This window comes from Bradyrhizobium sp. USDA 4461 (assembly GCF_054055655.1).
The window spans coordinates 6,791,682-6,809,266 of record NZ_JBSRXM010000001.1; the positions used below are offsets into that span (position 1 = coordinate 6,791,682).

General features: G+C 64.0%; 20 protein-coding genes and 2 tRNA genes. 8 read left to right on the forward strand and 14 right to left on the reverse strand.

The window, feature by feature from the left end:
• The first annotated feature begins 13 nt into the window (after positions 1–13).
• Both ACVINW_RS32010 and ACVINW_RS32015 read left to right on the forward strand, forming a co-directional pair.
• Positions 14–2,266, forward strand: a complete 2,253-nt coding sequence (locus ACVINW_RS32010) for a TOMM precursor leader peptide-binding protein (protein ID WP_456754956.1) — start codon at positions 14–16, stop codon at positions 2,264–2,266.
• Positions 2,267–2,278: 12 nt separating this feature from the next.
• Positions 2,279–3,748 (forward strand): SagB/ThcOx family dehydrogenase, encoded by a 1,470-nt coding sequence (locus tag ACVINW_RS32015; RefSeq protein ID WP_456754957.1) that lies wholly within the window; start codon positions 2,279–2,281, stop codon positions 3,746–3,748.
• A gap of 54 nt (positions 3,749–3,802) precedes the next feature.
• Here the strand turns inward: ACVINW_RS32015 and ACVINW_RS32020 are convergent, their stop codons facing one another.
• The 6 genes from ACVINW_RS32020 to ACVINW_RS32045 all read right to left on the reverse strand — a co-directional run bounded on the left by ACVINW_RS32020 (position 3,803) and on the right by ACVINW_RS32045 (position 10,105).
• Positions 3,803–5,623, reverse strand: coding sequence for a carbamoyltransferase family protein (locus tag ACVINW_RS32020; protein ID WP_456754958.1), 1,821 nt, complete (start codon positions 5,621–5,623; stop codon positions 3,803–3,805).
• Positions 5,624–6,572: 949 nt separating this feature from the next.
• Entirely contained in the window at positions 6,573–7,349 is a 777-nt protein-coding gene (locus tag ACVINW_RS32025; RefSeq protein ID WP_456754959.1) for a cyclase family protein, read from the reverse strand.
• Between the two features lie 329 nt (positions 7,350–7,678).
• A tRNA-Pro gene (locus tag ACVINW_RS32030) sits at positions 7,679–7,755 on the reverse strand.
• Between the two features lie 115 nt (positions 7,756–7,870).
• On the reverse strand, positions 7,871–8,308 hold the full coding sequence (locus tag ACVINW_RS32035) for a DUF192 domain-containing protein (RefSeq protein WP_456756549.1): 438 nt from the start codon (positions 8,306–8,308) through the stop codon (positions 7,871–7,873).
• Positions 8,309–8,466: 158 nt separating this feature from the next.
• Complete coding sequence (locus tag ACVINW_RS32040; RefSeq protein ID WP_095734425.1) at positions 8,467–9,129, reverse strand: cold-shock protein; 663 nt, start codon at positions 9,127–9,129, stop codon at positions 8,467–8,469.
• Positions 9,130–9,343: 214 nt separating this feature from the next.
• Positions 9,344–10,105 carry an SIR2 family NAD-dependent protein deacylase gene (locus ACVINW_RS32045; protein ID WP_456754960.1) on the reverse strand — a complete coding sequence of 254 codons (762 nt, stop codon included), beginning with the start codon at positions 10,103–10,105 and terminating at the stop codon, positions 9,344–9,346.
• 193 nt (positions 10,106–10,298) lie between these two features.
• On the opposite strand from ACVINW_RS32045, the gene ACVINW_RS32050 reads away from it, so the two are divergent.
• Positions 10,299–10,460, forward strand: coding sequence for a hypothetical protein (locus ACVINW_RS32050; RefSeq protein WP_456754961.1), 162 nt, complete (start codon positions 10,299–10,301; stop codon positions 10,458–10,460).
• Between the two features lie 101 nt (positions 10,461–10,561).
• Here ACVINW_RS32050 and ACVINW_RS32055 read toward each other — a convergent pair whose 3' ends face one another.
• The 3 genes from ACVINW_RS32055 to ACVINW_RS32065 all read right to left on the reverse strand — a co-directional run bounded on the left by ACVINW_RS32055 (position 10,562) and on the right by ACVINW_RS32065 (position 11,917).
• Positions 10,562–10,837 carry a hypothetical protein gene (locus ACVINW_RS32055; protein WP_456754962.1) on the reverse strand — a complete coding sequence of 92 codons (276 nt, stop codon included), beginning with the start codon at positions 10,835–10,837 and terminating at the stop codon, positions 10,562–10,564.
• Positions 10,838–11,149: 312 nt separating this feature from the next.
• Positions 11,150–11,335 (reverse strand): hypothetical protein, encoded by a 186-nt coding sequence (locus ACVINW_RS32060; protein ID WP_456756550.1) that lies wholly within the window; start codon positions 11,333–11,335, stop codon positions 11,150–11,152.
• A 234-nt stretch (positions 11,336–11,569) separates the two neighbouring features.
• On the reverse strand, positions 11,570–11,917 hold the full coding sequence (locus ACVINW_RS32065; RefSeq protein ID WP_456754963.1) for a GrlR family regulatory protein: 348 nt from the start codon (positions 11,915–11,917) through the stop codon (positions 11,570–11,572).
• A gap of 164 nt (positions 11,918–12,081) precedes the next feature.
• Here ACVINW_RS32065 and ACVINW_RS32070 point away from each other — a divergent pair, with 164 nt between their 5' ends.
• The 4 genes from ACVINW_RS32070 to ACVINW_RS32085 all read left to right on the forward strand — a co-directional run bounded on the left by ACVINW_RS32070 (position 12,082) and on the right by ACVINW_RS32085 (position 14,669).
• A complete protein-coding gene (locus tag ACVINW_RS32070; protein ID WP_456754964.1) occupies positions 12,082–12,255 on the forward strand; it encodes a hypothetical protein in 174 nt (57 codons plus the stop codon).
• A gap of 127 nt (positions 12,256–12,382) precedes the next feature.
• Positions 12,383–12,628: a hypothetical protein gene (locus ACVINW_RS32075; protein ID WP_456754965.1), complete on the forward strand. Its 246-nt coding sequence runs from the start codon at positions 12,383–12,385 to the stop codon at positions 12,626–12,628.
• A 595-nt stretch (positions 12,629–13,223) separates the two neighbouring features.
• Positions 13,224–13,676, forward strand: coding sequence for a VOC family protein (locus ACVINW_RS32080; RefSeq protein ID WP_456754966.1), 453 nt, complete (start codon positions 13,224–13,226; stop codon positions 13,674–13,676).
• Between the two features lie 351 nt (positions 13,677–14,027).
• The gene (locus ACVINW_RS32085; protein WP_456756551.1) at positions 14,028–14,669 is read left to right on the forward strand and encodes a glutathione S-transferase family protein; all 642 of its coding nucleotides are present in this window, start codon (positions 14,028–14,030) and stop codon (positions 14,667–14,669) included.
• A gap of 18 nt (positions 14,670–14,687) precedes the next feature.
• Here ACVINW_RS32085 and ACVINW_RS32090 read toward each other — a convergent pair whose 3' ends face one another.
• The 5 genes from ACVINW_RS32090 to ACVINW_RS32110 all read right to left on the reverse strand — a co-directional run bounded on the left by ACVINW_RS32090 (position 14,688) and on the right by ACVINW_RS32110 (position 16,181).
• Positions 14,688–14,933 carry a hypothetical protein gene (locus tag ACVINW_RS32090; RefSeq protein WP_456754967.1) on the reverse strand — a complete coding sequence of 82 codons (246 nt, stop codon included), beginning with the start codon at positions 14,931–14,933 and terminating at the stop codon, positions 14,688–14,690.
• A gap of 31 nt (positions 14,934–14,964) precedes the next feature.
• Complete coding sequence (locus tag ACVINW_RS32095; RefSeq protein ID WP_456754968.1) at positions 14,965–15,222, reverse strand: PilZ domain-containing protein; 258 nt, start codon at positions 15,220–15,222, stop codon at positions 14,965–14,967.
• A gap of 168 nt (positions 15,223–15,390) precedes the next feature.
• Positions 15,391–15,465: transfer RNA gene (locus tag ACVINW_RS32100), tRNA-Glu, on the reverse strand.
• A gap of 146 nt (positions 15,466–15,611) precedes the next feature.
• Positions 15,612–15,761: a hypothetical protein gene (locus ACVINW_RS32105; protein ID WP_456754969.1), complete on the reverse strand. Its 150-nt coding sequence runs from the start codon at positions 15,759–15,761 to the stop codon at positions 15,612–15,614.
• Between the two features lie 78 nt (positions 15,762–15,839).
• On the reverse strand, positions 15,840–16,181 hold the full coding sequence (locus ACVINW_RS32110; protein WP_456754970.1) for a hypothetical protein: 342 nt from the start codon (positions 16,179–16,181) through the stop codon (positions 15,840–15,842).
• A 166-nt stretch (positions 16,182–16,347) separates the two neighbouring features.
• Between ACVINW_RS32110 and ACVINW_RS32115 the strand changes: the two genes are divergently transcribed.
• Complete coding sequence (locus ACVINW_RS32115; RefSeq protein WP_456754971.1) at positions 16,348–17,580, forward strand: hydantoinase/carbamoylase family amidase; 1,233 nt, start codon at positions 16,348–16,350, stop codon at positions 17,578–17,580.
• The last annotated feature ends 5 nt before the right edge of the window (positions 17,581–17,585 follow it).

Consider the following 17,585-nt stretch of genomic DNA (forward strand, 5'->3'; position numbering starts at 1 on the left):
CAGGAACGGTTCTTTGCCAGGAAAATCCACCCCGCGCGCCAACAAGGACGTTCTGCAGTTCGCTCCGAATTTCACAGCCTATGTGCTGCCTCCGGACGTTGTCTGCCTCTATTCCGAAGACCGAAAGTTCTTCCTCCATGGCGAGCTCTACTGCGCGCTGGCGTCCGCGATCGGTGCGAATGGCTGTAGTGTCGCCAGGCTCACCGCCGAACTCGGGCGGAAGTTTCCATCTGACAAGATCAATGAAGCCATCAAGCGGCTCTGTGATCGCCGGTATGTGATCTCAAAGCCGCCCGGTCACGCCAACGCTATTGCCGGGCTTTGGGCGAGCCTCGGCCTTCCCGAGGCGATCGCCGAGCAGAACCTGCACAATTGCCGGGTTCGACTCGAGGCGATCGACGTCAAGGGCGCGGTCGAATTGAGCAAGGCACTCCAGGAGCTGGGCGTCCGCGTCGTCAAGACATCGCCCGACCTCACGGTCACGCTGGTGAACGACTACCTCGATCGGCGGCTTGCCGAGCGCAATTTGCAGCATGTCTCTGACGGATCGCCCTGGTTGCTGGTGCAGCCGTCCGGCGTGTTTCCGCTGGTCGGTCCCGTGTTCAATCCGGGGCAGACCGCGTGCTGGACCTGCCTGTTCGACCGGATGATCCGCAACCGCGAGGTCAAGGGCTTCCTCGATCGCGGCGCGGCGCGGCCGGTCGCGGTCTCTCCGCTCGCGCAGCATCCGGTTGGACAGAGCGCCATCCAGCTCGCCGCGGTTGAGATCGCCAAGGCGATCGCCAGCGGCTTCCGCACCGATCTGCGCAACCACATCGTCAGTCTCGACCTGCTGGGCTCGACGATCGCCAGGCACTATGTGGCGGCGCGACCGCAATGCCCTACCTGCGGCAGCAAGAAACTGCAAAACCCGCGGCGCGCGCCGCAGCCGGTTGAATTGGGACCGGGCGCCAAGCTCATCATGACCAGCGGCGGTTATCGTGCGGTGTCGTCACGCGCCACGGTGGCGCGGTTCAGGAAGCATGTCAGCCCGCTGACCGGCGTGGTGACGCGGCTGGAGCGGATCGAGGTCGATCTGCCGATGAACACCAATTTCTACGCCCAGCATAATTTCTCCGCGCCGGCGCAGAACGTCGATCAGCTCCGCGCGGGATTGAGCGGCGGCAGCTTCGGCAAGGGCAGCACCGCCGAGCAAGGCGAGGCCAGCGCACTGATGGAGGCGATCGAGCGATATTCGGGAATCTTCCAGGGCGATGAGATCCGGGCGCGCAAGCGCTTCACCGACTTTGCCTCAGGCGACGCAATCCCTCCCAACGACATCCTGCTGTTCAGCGACGAGCAGTACCGCACCCGTGCCGTGCACAACCATAACGACTCCCATCCCACCCAGCCGGCGCCGGAACCGTTCGATCCGTCGCAGCGGATCGAGTGGAGCCCGGTCTGGTCGCTGCGCGACAAGCGTTTCCGCCAGATTCCGACCAGCCTGCTGTATTTCTTCTACCAGGGCCCGGCCGCCTTCGCTGCCGATTCCAACGGCTGCGCGGCCGGCAACACCCGCGAGGAAGCGATCACACAAGGCTTCCTTGAATTGATGGAGCGCGATGCCTACGCGATCTGGTGGTACAACCGATCGCGGCGGGCAGAGGTCGACCTCGACCAGTTCGACGATGCGTATGTCCGCGACCTCAAATCGCAGCTCGAGGCATCCGGCCGCAAGCTCTGGGTGCTCGACATCACCAGCGATCTCGCCATCCCGACCTATGTTGCCATCGTGCACTGGATGCAGAACGGACAAGAGAATATCGAGTTCGGCTCCGGCTCGCACTTCGACCCGCGCATCGCGTTGCTGCGGTCGCTGACGGAGCTGAACCAGTTCCTGTCGATCGGACTGATGGGCGGCGGCAGCGGCGAGAAGCCGAGCCTGGATGGTATCAATCCGCTGCGGCTCGAGGACCATCCGTTCTTGATTCCGGACCCCAACCCGATCGTGCCCCCCGCCCCGGCGGCGAACGTACCGCTCGACAATGCGCGCGCGCAAGCCGATGCCTGTGTCGAGATCGCCGCGCGCGCCGGCATGGACTTCCTCGTGCTCGATCAGACCCGGCCGGACGTCGAAGTGCCGGTGGTCCGGGTCATCGTCCCGGGCCTGCGCCATTTCTATCGCCGCTTTGGACCGGGACGGCTCTACGACGTACCGGTCAAGCTGGGACTGCGCGATCACCCGTCGCTCGAGAGCGAGTTGACGCCGTTCCTCCCGCATAGCTGAGGTGATACCGGCGTGCCTGCGCCCAGGAAAACGAACGAGAACAAGACATCGCGGGGCACGCCGCCGACCCTTTTCGCCCGGCTCAACCCGCGCGTCGTGTTGCAGGCGCAGGCCGATGGCAGCATGGCGGCGCATTTCGACGATTATTCGGAGCCGCTGGGGACGTTCAGCGCCGCAGCAATAAAGCGTGCACAGCAGCTGCCGACCGGGATGCCGCTATCTGCCGCTGCGCCCGACGGCGATGCGGTCGAGCGCGACATCGAGCGCCTGCTCCGGCAATTGGCGCGCCGCGGCCTGATTGAATTTCGCCTCGCGGGCGCACGCGCCAACGACGATCTGGCGGTGATCGAACCGCAGCTTCCGGATTATTGGCCGCGGACGCCGAAGCTCACTGACGCGACAACGGTGGTGCTGTCGCGCTTTGCCTATATGCGGCGACGCGGCGCAGAGATGGTACTGGAATCCCCGCGGGCCGGCGCGCTGTTCAGGATTCGTGACGCGGGGATTGCGGCCCTGCTCGCGACCCTCGCCACCCCGCACAGGATCAGCCAGATCCGGCGTCAAGACGGCTATCCGGGATCAGCCCTGCTCGCGCTCCTGCTGGATTGTCACATCCTCGTCGAGGCCGACGCGACCGACCGCGATACCCTGCGGCAGGCCGAAGGCGACGACGGCCTGGTGCTGTGGGATTTCCACGATCTGCTGTTCCACACCCGCAGCACGGAAGGCCGGCAGGCCAATCCGCTGGGAGGCCTTTATCCGCACACCGGGCTGATCGCGCCGCTTCCCGCGATCCGGCCGGCCTGGCCTGGCAAGACCATCAAGCTGCCGGACTCCGATTGCACCGCCTCCGCGCTCGAACAGCTGCTGCATGACAGACGCTCGACGCGCGATTTCGACGATCGCAAACCGATCACGCTGGCCGAGCTTGCGGCATTCCTGAACAGTGTCGCGCGGGTCCGGGCGAAATGGAGCAGCCCGCTCGAGTTTGCCGACGACGGGCCCGAGATCGAATACACCAGCAGGCCGTATCCCGCAGCAGGCAGCGCCTACGAGCTTGAGCTCTATCTCGCCGTCGCCAATTGCGATGGCTTGACGCCGGGCCTCTATCATTACGACGCCGATGCGCACGCGTTGGCCGCCATCGACGTCCGCCCGCAATACGTCGAGGCCGTGATGCAAAGCGCGGCCTTCGCCATGGATGCATCGTCTCGGCCTCAGATCCTGATCACGATCGCCGCGCGCTTCGGCCGGATCTCCTGGAAGTACAGCGCCATCGCTTATGCGCTGATCCTGAAGGACGTCGGCGTCCTGACCCAGACGCTGTATCTGGTGGCGACGGATTTGGGCCTCGGCGGCTGTGCGATCGGCACCGTCAATATCGATCTGTTCGCGAAAATGACCGGGCTCGACTTCCACATCGAGGGACCGGTCGGCCAGTTCGCGCTGGGGCGCGGCATCGCGCCATCCGCGCCCGCCTGATCCTCGATCGCCGCCAAGACAACCGCTATGACAACCTCACTGGGAGCAACCCGATCAGCCTGCGCGGCTCGGATCAGGCGCGGCGGTCGCGGCAACGATGCTCGTGACATCGCCGAACGTAGTCATGACCGGCGCAACGACCTTGTGCATCGCGGTCTTCGACACCAGCGTGTCGTGCAGCACGAGGTTGTCGATCCCGGTGGTGAGGAAGCAGCTCACGGCATCCTCGGGCGTTTCGACGATCGGCTCGCCCTTGACGTTGAACGACGTGTTGATCAGCACCGGTACGCCGGTCAGCGCCTCGAACTCCTTCAGCAGACGGTAAAGCGTCGGGTTGGTCTGTTCGCGCACGCTCTGCACCCGCGCCGAGCCGTCGACATGCACGATCGCCGGGATCTTGTCGCGCCATTCCGGCCGCACCGGCTTTGCGATCAGCATGTAGGGCGAGTCCTCCTCGCCCTCGAAAATCTCCCGCATGCGCTCGGCCAGCACGATCGGGGCGAACGGCCGGAACGCCTGCCGATGCTTGACGCGGCTGTTGAGGATGTCCTTCATCTCGGCCTTGCGCGGATCGGCGATCAGGCTGCGATTGCCGAGCGCGCGCGGGCCGAATTCGGAACGGTCCTGGAACCAGCCGATCACGCGCTGGTCGGCAAGCAGCTTCGCGGTATCGCGGCAGATGTTGTCGCTTCGCTTGGCGTCGACCTGGATGCGCACCAGGAAGCTTTGCAGCGCGGCCGCGACCTCGGCGTCGCTGTAGCGCCGGCCGACATAGGCGTGGTCCATCACGAACGACCGGCGTTGCTTGAGGATTTCCAGCCAGCCGTAATAGGCGCAGCCGATCGCAATGCCGTCGTCGCCGGCGGCGGGCTGGATCCAGATATTCTCGAAGCCTGCTTCGCGCGCGATACGCCCGTTGGCCACGCAGTTCAGCGCGACGCCGCCGGCGATGCAGAGGTTCTTCGCACCGGTGGTCTCGCGCAGCCAGCGCGCCCGCGCCAGCAGCACGTTCTCGGTGTCGTCCTGCACCCGCCAGGCGATGTCCTCCCAGTGCCGCATCGCAGGACTCTGGTCCCACCTGCCGCCGTCGAGCACGAAGGGTTGCCGGTTGTCGTCGCCCCAGAACGGCACGTGCAGCCTGCCGTCCTTCATCTCGAGGAGATGGCCGACCTGCTCGCGACGACCATAGGGCGCAAGCCCCATCAGCTCGCCGCACTTGTTCCAGTCGCCGAACACGTAGGTCGAGACCCGGCTGTACAGCGCCCCCAGGCCCGGCATGTTGTAGAACTCGTCCGACAGCAGACCGCGCGCCGGCTCCATGAAGACCTTCTTCAGGCATTCCAGCCTGGTGTCGTCAAACCTGTAGTAGCTCTCGGACTCGCGGGCGAGCGGCGATGCGCCGTCCTGCGGATAGGACTCCATCGCGTCGGCCTGGTAGTTGCCGACGCCGTCGACGATCATCACGACACCGTCCTTAAACGGCGACACCGCGAATGCGCTGTAGGCATGCGCGAGGTGATGCGAGATCGATACCACCTTGTCGGACTTGGAACGAAACAGCGGATGCTTCATTGCCTCATTGCGCTCGGCGATCGGCAGGAAGCCCGGCATGTCCTGGTGGAGCATCCGCTCCTCCAGCTCGGGCACCGGCAGGATGTAGCTGTTGCGCACCACGAGATCGACGTCGTCGAGCGTGATGCCCTCGGCGGACAGGCAGTAATCGACGACCTCCTTGTAGAAGCCGGAAGCGTGCTTCTCGCGGGTGATGCGCTCCTTGGAGATCGCGTAGGCGATCGCGCCGTCACGCAGCAGGCAGGCGCTCACGTCATGGTCGTAGACGTTGAGACCAAGGACATAGGTGTGTTGCTTCGGCATGGATACTCTTCGGCGGGCGACTTACTGGATGCTCGGAACGCACGATCGTGTCGACATCAAGTTACCGATACACTTTTCTCGAGGTCTTCGAATTTCGACTCTGCGGCCAACGATCAAATCAACGCAGATCATGCAGATCATGATGAACAGAATGAACGGCAGATGAACGGCAAGATGAACGCCGCGGCCGGATCATATCTGCAAATGGGACCGTAACTTGACCTCATGTATCGACCTCAATAGTGTCCGCAAAATCCGCAAGAACCTTGGTGAAAATATTGTCTTGCCGCGTAAGAACCGAATGCCGGTCTCGCGCGTCTAAGCGAGACAGCCAGCATCGGTTCTGATGTTTGGAAGTGACTGGAGATCTCTGGAATGACTAAACGCTACAATATCCTGACTCGTTGCCTTGCAGCAGTCGCTTTGTTGTTCGTCTATGTCGCAAGCACCTCTGCCATCCTGGTCGGCGCCACCACGTCGTCTGCGCAAGCGCAATGGCGCGGGCGCGGCTACTGGGGTCGCGGCCGCGGGTGGGGCTATGGTCGCGGATATTATGGCCGTGGCTATGGCTACTACGGCGGTTACGTCGGTCCCCGCTGCTGGTGGACCCCGCGTGGTGTTCGCGTTTGCCGTTGGTAACAACCGCGAGCGATATTGACGATATCAAGCAGGTGCGTCGGTCTCGGCGCACCTGATTTCGTTTGTGGCCCGGCTTGACGGTGGCACGCAAGAGAGAGCCCCGGGAGACGCGCCGGGGCTCTAGTCACGGGAGAGAACGCTTCAGAAAATCGGGACGCGAGGACGAGCCGCCGGCCCAATCACTCAATGCATCTACGACGTGCATCAGAGCAGATTGATCTGCCTTAGGCTGTAGCCATCCCGCAACAATCGAGCGGAATGAACAGTCTGTCCACCGGTTCCCGGGCCTGTTCAGGAACGCCCGCCGCGGTCAGCCGTCGAGGATCGCGACCGCCCTCGTCCACCCGGCCGAGGCGCGCTCGATCTTCACCGGGAAGCACGACACCGTGAACCCGGTCGAGGGCAGCTGCTCGAGGTTGTGCAGCTTCTCGATATGGCAGTAGCCGATGTGCCGCCCGGCCTTGTGGCCTTCCCAGATCAGGCTGGCGTCCTTTGTCTCTGCATAACGCTTCGCGGTGAAAACGAACGGCGCGTCCCAGCTCCAGCCGTCGATGCCGGTCAGGCGCACGCCGCGCTCGAGCAGATACATCGTCGCCTCATAGCCCATGCCGCAGCCCGAATTGACGTAATCGGGCTGGCCATATTTCGCGCCGGCGCTGGTGTTGACGACGACGATCTCGAGCGGCGACAGGGTGTGACCGATGCGCTTCAGCTCGGCTTCGACATCGCCCGCGGTCGCGACGTAACCGTCAGGCAGATGCCGGAAGTCGAGCTTCACGCCCGGCTGGAAGCACCATTCCAGCGGCACCTCGTCGATGGTCCAGGACCGCTCGCCACGGTTCATGGTCGGATGGAAATGCCAGGGCGCATCGAGATGGGTGCCGTTGTGGGTCGAGAGCGAGACCTGCTCGACCGCCCAGCCCTGCCCGTCAGGCAAATCGGCCGCCTTCAATCCATCGAAGAATTGCAGCATGCGCGGCAGCCCCTGCTGGTGGTCGATATACTGAATGGTCGGGTGATTGCCGGGCGGATCGGCCGGAACGTCGTTCTGCAGGGGAACGGAGATATCGATCAGTCTGTGCGCCATGGTGCCTCCTCGCGGATTGGTCTTGTCAGGCCCAACCACCCTGCCAGCACGCGCGCATGATCGGCAAGCCACATCCGGCCGCGTTCTCAGCGGTTGACCTCCCGCTGCAGGCTGCGGCGAGGCGGCGCAATATTGAACCTATCCGCTGTCCGGACGACTCATTGGCACTGGGGATTTCAGGGCCCAGTATTCGACGGCGCCGCCTGGGCGAACATATTCCGTCCGGGCGGCGTTGTTGCGTCGGTCCGGATGATCTCGATCAAAGCTATGTCCGCCCGGTCTCGCGCGACCGGCCACGGTACAGTGTGCGATGAAGCCTCGGGATGGGATGGTCGGGGCAGCTGGATTCGAACCAACGACCTGCAGTACCCAAAACTGCCGCGCTACCAGGCTGCGCTATACCCCGACATTTCCGAGAAGCCCCGTGGATACACGCTTCAGCCGGCGCCAGCAAGGCGCCGGTGCGCGCTTGCTGCGGCCGAAACCGGCATCGGTTTCCGTGCCGAAATCGCGTCAAAACGCTAGTGGCCGCCGAACAGCGGATGGCCGACCCGGTCACCGGGCTGGATGCCGTATTTCTGCGCGGTGCCGGCAATCACCTCGAGGACGCCCTTGGCGAGGCCCCGCGACGGAATGATCTTGGTCGACAGCGGCTCGGTATTCTCGGCAATCCGCAGGATACGCCCGTCGGCGCGGATGAAGATCATGTCGAGCGAGATGTAGGTGTTCTTCATCCACATCGACACCTCCTGCTCCGGCGAGAAGTCGAACAGCATGCCTTTGCCGTCCGCGAGCTCCTTCCGGTACATCAGGCCGGTCTCCTTCTCCTGCTCGGTGGTCGCCATCTCGACCGAGAAGACATGCACGCCCGACTTGGTGACGATCTCGAGCGGCTGGACGCTGGCGGCCTGCGCGGCCGGGGCCAGCAGCACGCCGGCCATGATGACGAGGCAGGCCATCAGCGACAGCCGACCAACACTACGAACGGAATTCATCGACAAATACTCGCAACCGGGGAAGAATTTCCGGCGGACCCTAACCCGATGATTGCGGCAAATGCCAGAGCCGAGAGGCCTCGCCAGCGGCTCACGTTTCCGTCAGGAGGCGGCTGATGGGCTCAGTGCGACGACAGCGCCGACGGGCCGGTCTCGGGGTGGATCTCGGCGGCCATCATGCCCTTGGAGCCGGGCCCGAACCGCACCAGCACATACTGGCCGGGGCGCAGCTCGGTCATGCCGAAGCGACGCAGCGTCTCCATATGCACGAAGATGTCGGGCGTGCCCTCGCCGCAAGTCACGAAGCCGAAGCCGCGCAGCCGGTTGAACCACTTGACCTGCGCGCGCTCGAGCCCGCTGGTCGCGGTCACCGTGACGTGGGTGCGCGGCGGCAGCATCTGCGCCGGGTGGATCGCGGTCGACTCGTCCATCGAGACGATGCGGAAGGCCTGGTAGCCCTTGGCGCGCTGCACGCATTCGACGACGAGGCGCGCACCCTCATAGGCGGTCTGATAGCCATCGCGCCGCAGCACCGTCACGTGCAGCAGGATGTCGGGCCAGCCATTGTCGGGGACGATGAAGCCGTATCCCTTCGAAGCGTCGAACCATTTGATGACGCCGGAGACTTCGACCAGATTGGCCGCGGCGTCGCCGAGACCGGAGAAGGCATCCATCGCCGGATCGCGCGGCGCGCTGCCATACTCGCCTTGTGCAATCCGACTTTGCCCAACTCCGCCGATCGGCGGTCCGCCGAGCTTCTTGGACTCAAATCCGTCCGACCCCATGACCCCGGACCCCACACATCAAAATGCAGATCGCCGACGTTGCGGCGCATCCTGTACGCGCTGCTCTCCGTGACCAACTCACTTGGACAACTCACCTGGACGCTGCGCGAATCTCTCGATCAAAAGATAACACTCCCGCTTGCCGGGCATAGCTAAAAAACGATTCTTGCGGGAACTATGAACAGGCTTGCACAGCCCGCGAATCAATCGGGCATCAATTGCCTACGAAAGGACCAAGCGCGTCGCCGATGTCGTGGCGGATCACCAGATCGGCGATGTCGTCCTGATCGGTCGGCTCGTTGTTGATGATCACGAGCCGCGCGCCGCTCTCCTTCGCCATCATCGGAAAGCCCGCGGCGGGCCACACCACCAGCGATGACCCGATCGCCAGAAACAGATCGCACTGCCGGGCGAGTTCCGCGGCGCGGCGCATCGCATCCTCCGGCATCGACTGCCCGAACGAGATCGTCGCGGTCTTCACCGGATCGCCGCACTCCGCGCAGTCGGGCGCCCCACCGGTCTTGTCGAAGTGCTGCTTCACCCACGACAGGTCGTAGTCCTTGCTGCAACCGATGCAGCGGGCATAGGTCGTGTTGCCGTGCAGCTCGATGACGTCGTCGGCCTTGAAGCCCGAGGCCTGATGCAGGTTGTCGATGTTCTGCGTGATGATGCCGGGAACCTTGCCGGCCCGGTAGAGCGAGGCGAGCGCGCGATGCCCGCGACCGGGCTTAGCCGCCGCGAACGTCGGTTCCATCGCGAAGCGGCGACGCCACGATTCGTCCCGCGCCTCCTGGCTGGCGACGAACTCGTCGAACGGGATCGGCCGGTTGCGGGTCCACAGCCCGCCGGGCGAGCGGAAGTCGGGGATGCCGCACTCGGTCGAGATGCCCGCCCCGGTGAAGGGCACGATCGATGATGCCTCGGCAATCATGTTGCCGAGCAGCTCGACGCCGCTGCGCAAGTCTTTCGCGATCACTGCAAACGATCCGGTTGGCCACAGCGACTATAGCACGGTCGGGCCGGTTGCGAGCCCGACCGCGACGCGGTTGACCAGGCCCCGCCCCGCCGCCTCAGCATCATCACATTCCTGCACGGCCTGCTCCGCATTGACGCCCGATTCACCGACGCCAATGCGCGCCGGGATAGGACCACGACGACGAGGATGGGCAATGACGGATTTGGAAGAGCGCGTCGCGCGCGAGCGCGAGGAGATCGTCGCACGCATTGCAAGCTTCCGGGCGACGCAGCAGAAGTTCGAACGTGACCGCCAGGAATATTACGACAACACGCTCGGCACTGTCTGGAGCGGATTGCACCGCAAGCGCGCCTGATGGCGTCCTTGCCCGCTCATGGTCAATGCGGGCGTCCTCGCCATCACATCATGAGGCGCAGTTGAGAAAGCCCGGAGCGATGTGCTCCGGGCTCGTCGCCATTACCAGTAATGGCGGTAGTAGTGGTGCCGATAGTACGGACCGCGGTAGTAGGCGTATCCGTCATCGTAATAGCCGTATCGCGGGCCATAGTAGCCGTAGCCGGGCCCGTAGTAATAATGAGGGCCGTAATATGCGCCAGCCGCGCCCGCGGCGAGTGCGCCGGCGGCCAGACCGAAAGCCAGGCCTGGACCGATGCCGCGTGCCTGTGCCGGCGCGCTGACCATCGTTGCACCAACCGTCGCAACCGTCGCCAGGACTGCCAATGTCTTTTTCATCGCAACCTCCTCACTCAAGTTCGTGAAGCTAACGCGGGGGCGATGGGATGGTTGCAACCAGGCCCGGTGCGGGCAGTGCTCCGGTTCCGCAGCCATGCGATTGCGCAAAGCTACCATCGGTTAGCGCCGGAACAAAAACACAACCTGAGAGATTAGCTTTTGCACAAGCGAGGTTGGCATCGATGCCGGCGTGGATGGAACTGCTGCTGAATGTGATGGGCTTTGCCGGTTTCATCGGCATCGCGATGTATCACAAGCACCCGAACGGGAAGCTGCCGGACTGAGCGCCGGCGGGCCTTGCAGTTCGTCTCGTCAGTTCGCCTTGCGCGCCTCTCCCGCGGTACGGACCAGCCGATCCGCCTTGACGAGCACCTTGCCACCCTCGGGCTGCGGCCGCAGCCAGAAGCTGATCACCACGAAGGCCGCGCAGAACAGCAGACCCACCACCATGACACGCCGGTGGGTTGGTCGGTCAGCGCTATGGAACGATGGCATCATGGCGGTCACCTGCAATCATCCCTAGCGCAATCGCAGGTGGTGGCAACGCGATGTTGCCCTTAACCTAACCCGGTAGGGTTAGCGGTGGCCCGGTAATGATGGCTCGATCGGCCGCACACCGCGAGTCCACAGAATATCCCCTGCTTGTCCGCAGCAAATCCACCGCAGCACCCGGCCGATTTGTGCAAGGGGCTTCGACACTTGCTGCGCACCCGTCCACAGGCCTCGCGCCGATCAGGCGTCCGCCAGCCGTTTCAGGGTTGCCTGGAAGCCCAGGCTGCGGGTTCCAACCAGCACGGTGCCGAACACCTCGGCCTGGTCGCCGCTGAAGGTGCCGGAGAAGCCGCTCGTCACCTCGTGGCCTGCGAACAGCGGCCGCGTGAACGGGTCAGGTAACGGCGTGTGCTGGTTGGTGCTGAGGTGCCCCTTCCAGGTCCCCTCGCCGACCGTGTAGGCGCCGATCGACCAGAAATACGGTCCGCCGCCGATCAGCAACCCGTCGCGCAGGATCAAGACACCGCTGTCGCGGCCCCGGACTCCGTCCGTCATGTGGATGTGGATCGAATAGAGCCCATTCCTCATCGATCGCGCCGCCGGTCCCGAAAGCGGCAGTATGGCGCCAAGCCTGGCCGCAGGCGAGCGGGTCGATGCCGCTGGAGTCCCGATTCGGACCAAAAGCGCCGGTCCGGGCGCTCACAAATCGTTAAGAAAGCCCTGACAAGGTCGGCTGCCGGAGGGAGCGAGCCATGCTCATTTACCCCGTACCTGCCGAAGTGACGCAAGCCCGGGTGCAGCTCGTCGTCGATCAGACGGCGAAGCAGCAGCCGCGTGTCATCAGCGAGGATGTGCTCGACGTGTTCGCCGCCAAGAACAAGGCCGACCGCGACGCCATCGAAACCATTCTCGACATCAAGGTGTGAGGGGGCGGCGACGGCAACCGCCGCGCCGAGTGCACCGGAGGCCGCGGCTCGCCCCACTCCGGTCGATGCGATCGAGAGGAACCACTCGACCGCGTGCCGGTCATCCTGGTAACGCCAGGAGACATCCATGTACAAGCCGATCATCATCATGCTCCTCACCCTGATCTGCAGCCCGGCCTTTGCCCAGAATACGGGCCCCGCCCCGCAAAGCGGCATGGAGCGGCCTGAAAATACCAATGGAGCCACGCCGCGGGGCTCGATGGACACCACGGGCATGGATACGAAACGGGCCAATGAGTCCGAGACCAAGGGCACGGCGGGTGGCGCGACCGACGCCCCAAAAACCGGTACCAAGGGGCCGAAGCCGAATTGATCGCGAGATATCAAGACGAGATATCAAGACGCACATCAAGACCGGGGTGGCGATAGGCGCCCTTGCGGGCTTGGCACCGCGTATCCCATGCGACGTCGTTGAACTTTTTGCCCGCCCCGAAGACTTATTCGCGCTGGGGATTTCAGGGCCCAGCATCCGGCACAGCGCTGTGGGACGAAGATATTCCGTCTACGCGGCGCTGTTGCATTTTACGAATTCAACCTTAAGTTTGGTCCCCAACAGTTGACGGCTCACGCCCTGAGAGATCCCCAGTCCGTCAGCTGGGAAAGCCCCGCATCCAGCCTGCGGGGCTTTCTATTTCCGGGCCCGGGAACCTGCCCCCCCGTGGGGTTCGATTTTTAGAGAACGTCCAACCTCGCGCGTCCTTGATTGGCCATGACCGTCATTCGATGAGATAGAGGCGCAGCCTCCAAGGCTCGACTACGAAAGCCCTGTCCCGGATTTTTCCCGGGCGGGGCTTTCTCATATCGCGTGCCGCGCAAAGTCCCTGCCCTGTGTCGCATTTTGCTGCTAATTCTTGGCCCGTCTCGCCCGAGCCCAAAGAAAATCTCTGAATCTCTCAGGAGGATAAAAAATGCGCTATCTGCACACCATGCTGCGCGTCCGCAATCTCGATGTCGCGATGAAATTCTATCAAGACGCGCTGGGGCTGAAGGAAGTGCGTCGCATCGACAATGACAAGGCCCGCTTCACGCTGGTGTTTCTCTGCGCGGAGGAGGACCTGCATCTGCTGAAGTCGCTGCCGCAAACCCGCGGCGCGCCGCTGGTGGAATTGACCTACAATTGGGACGAGGAGAAATACGGCGAGGACCGCTATTTCGGCCACCTCGCCTATGAGGTCGACGACATCTACGCGACCTGCGAGAGGCTGATGAAGATGGGTGTCACCATCAATCGTCCGCCGCGCGACGGCAACATGGCATTCGTGCGTTCGCCCGACCTGCACTCGATCGAGATCCTGCAGAAGGGCGATCCGAAGGCGCCGGCCGAACCATGGGCCTCGATGCCCAATACCGGTCACTGGTAAACTCCGCGTCCGCGCGCTTCGTTCCTGCTCGCTTTCCCGCGGCAATGCGCGGGGCGATCGTTAGGAACGTGACGCGACCATTGACGTTGCCTCCCCACAAGAGGAATGCGAGGAGGCAACGGAGATGGGACGAGGAATTTTGCTTTGGCTGTTGGGTGTGCCGATTCCGGTAATCATCGTGCTGTGGTTGTTGTTCGGTCACTGACGGAGCTTTGACGCATCGACATCGAGGAGGCCTGCCGCAATGCGGCGGAGCCTCCTTTTTTGTTCTCGGTGCAATTCGCCCCGCGCTTTTCCCTGAGGCTTCGGCTAAGAACGCGCCCAAAGCACAACAGCGGGAAGAAACGCGTGATGGACAGCAAGCCGCAACTGACGATCTGGGGCCGGGCCAATTCGGTCAATGTGCAGAAGGTGCTCTGGTGTCTCGCCGAGCTCGACCTGTCCTATCAGCGCATCGACGCCGGCATGCAGTTCGGCAAGAATGATCAGCCCGATTATCTCGCGATGAATCCGAACGGGCGCGTTCCGACCCTGGTCGACGGCGACTATGTGCTGTGGGAATCCAATTCGATGATGCGTTATCTCTGCATGGCCTATGGCCAGCACTCTCCGATCTATCCGCAGGCGCCGAAGGCACGCGCCGCCGTCGACCGCTGGCTCGACTGGACGCTGTCGACGCTGCAACCGGTCGACCGTCCGGTGTTCTGGGGGCTGGTGCGCACCCCGCCGGAGCAGCGCGACATGGTTCAGCTCCAGCAGGCCGCCGATGCCGAGGGCATGGTGTGGCGTGTCGCCGAGGCGCAGCTCGCAACCCGCCGCTTCATCGAGGGCGATCAGTTCACCATCGCCGACGTCGCGCTCGGCGCCTTTGCGCGGCGCTGGTTCGGCGTCGAGGGTATCACCAAACCGAGGCTGCCCCATCTCGAACGTTGGTTCGGCGAGATCGCGCAGCGGCCCGCCTTCGTGCAAATCGTCGCGCCGCCGATGTCGTGAGCGCGGCCGGCAGGCCGCTCAGCGCCCGCTGGACATCGTGCCGCCTTCGACACTGATGCCGCCGCCGAGCTTCACGCAGGTGTCGGTGCCCTCGACCTTGACGAAGCCCGGTCCGTACGACGCGCAGGGATTGCTCCGCGTCATCGATTTCGACGGCAAGGTTTTCCCGGCGTCGGGCGGCGCCTGGAAGTTCCGGCGGTCGCCCTGCTGCGCCAATGCGGCAACGGGAAGCAGGACGGCGATGGCGAGGCAGGCTTTGCGCATCCGGCCTTCTATCCTGCACAGCCTTTTGAGGCTAGCGCACGAATTTGACGCCGAACGTCTTGCCTTCGCGCCACACCACCTCGCAGGCGCGTCCGGTGCGGGCATCGCGCGAGAACGCCAGCCGCAGCTTGGCCGGCAGCGTGTTGTTGTCCTGGACGGTGATTTTCGCGCCCGACGCGGACATGTCCTCGATCACGCAAGGGCGCGCCGCGAATCCGCCGTCGAGCGTGATCCAGCCGGACTGCCGCAGCGATTTGCGCACGTCGCGCTTCTTGGACCCTAACGCCATTCACATCATCCCCGGGCACACGCCTAGCGCCGGTGGCTTACCAAAGGGTTGCGAAATCGCGGCGGATTGCAGGGATCGCGGCGTTGTTCACACCGTTCAGAAGGCACGACAGGGCAGTCCGCCCAAGGACGGTCATTGCATTGGCGGGAATTTCGGTTTGGCGCGTGATGGCGCTCCCTAGCGGAATCGAACCGCTCTCTCCACCGTGAAAGGGTGGCGTCCTAACCGATAGACGAAGGGAGCAAAACTCCCGGCAAATCAATACGTTAGACGTGAGATGGGCCGGATTGGCCGCAGCCGTCAACGGCCGCGACGGGCGAACGTATAGTGGCGATTGGCCGGGCGGGCAAGCGTCGAGACACGCTTTTCCCGGATTGGCCCTGAAGAGCCTATCTGCAGGACAGACCGGCCTCGATCGAGGTCCAGAAGCCGCAATGCAGCGGCACATGGGCATGGGCTCGTGAACCGCCGACGTGGATCAGGATGGTGGCGGCGAGCGCGAGGACGACGGCGGGAACAATGAATCTGCGGATCGACATGGGCCTGCGCATCAACCGACTTCGTGGCCTAACTAAGGCCTGCAGGCCGGCCCGCGGCAGCACGCTCGGCACCGGCCGTTAGTGATTGCTGGCGACGTCCTGGCGATTGGTCGGCTGCACCGCCGCCACGGCCGGTGTCTGCTTGATGCAGGTGCTGCAGATCACGAGCTTGCGCGCGAGCCGATCGTCAGCCTCCGCATCCGACAGCTGCGCCTCGGGCACGGCAGGTGACACGTTGCGCGCATGACGCCGCGGCTGCGGTTGATTCGGATCATGTCCCGCGCCATCCCAGGCCAGCGGACCGCTTCCAGGCGCCGGCGTGGTCATGCTGTATTGCTGCGCAACCTGCGCGCAGGCGCCGAGCGCGATCGGAAGAAACAACACGGCGGCCTTGCGGGCCCAGTTCCGGAATGCAGACATGATCACACTCACACGCTATTCGTACTGCGACAGTCGTACTGCGACCTAAGAGCAGAACCGCTAAGAAATCGTTCACCCTGATTGTTCCGTCGCATCCAACCGCGACGGCATCAAGACGGGATTGCGGCGCCAAGACGTATTCAAGACGCTAATCCGGAGTCCTTTCATGCCAGGCCCCAACGATCGCTTCGACGGCAAGCGTGTGCTCGCCGATCTCAACGCGCTGCGTGCGATCGGCGCCTACAAGACCGGCGTGCACAAGCCGACCTTCTCCGAGCCGCATCTGCGCTCGCTCGACTGGCTCGCCGGCCGCCTGCCCGACGCGGGCCTCACGGCGACGATCGACGGCATCGGCAATTTGCTCGGCACCAGCGCAAAGCCGGGACCGAAGCTACTGGCCGGCTCGCATCTGGAGAGCCAGAATCATGCGGGTTGGCTGGATGGGCCGCTCGGCGTGATCTACGCGCTGGAAGCCGCGCGCGTCATCAATCCCGATCCGGAGATTCGCGGCGCGGTCGAGGTCGCTTCGTGGTGCGATGAGGAAGGGCATTTCGGCAGTTTCCTCGGCAGCCGCTCATTTGCCGGCGCCGTCACCGAAGCCGACATCGACGCCGCGCGCGACCGCTCCGATGGTCGCACCATGCGACAGGCATTGCAGGATGCCGGCTTCGCCGGCCGCCCGCGCCTCACCGCCGAGGCTGGCCGCCATATCGGCTATCTCGAAGCCCATATCGAGCAAGGCGACACGTTGGAGAGCAGCGGACTCAAGATCGGGATCGTCACCTCGATCGTCGGCATCTGGCAGTATCGCATCACCTTCATTGGCGAGCAGAACCACGCCGGCACCACGCGGATGGCGGTGCGCAGGGATGCGGGACTTGCGCTGGCGCGGTTCTGCGTCGCGATCGACGACAGCTTCCCTGCCCTGTGCGGCCCGCGCACGGTGTGGACCACTGGCCGCATCACGCTGGATCCGGGCGCACCGAGCGTCATCCCCGGCGGCGCCGAGATGTTGTTCCAGATCCGCGACGACAATCCCGAGGTGATCGCACGTCTCGAAGCGCACCTGCGTCGCATGGCGGATGAGGTCACCGCACAGGGGCGTTGCAGCGTGAAGGTCGAGCGCATCCGTACCGGCGTGCCCGCGATGATGACGCCCGCCTTCCAGGATGCGATCGAGGCCGCGAGCGCGGCCTGCGTCGGCGGCAAATCGATCCGGATGCCGAGCGGCGCCGGCCATGACGCCCAGGTGCTCGCCACCATCATGCCGGCGGCGATGCTGTTCGTGCCGTCGATCGGCGGCATCAGCCATCATTGGAGCGAGAACACAGCCGACGCCGACATCGTCACAGGAGCGCAAGTGTTTGTCGAAACCTGCCGGCGCCTGCTGGCAGGTTGACGCGC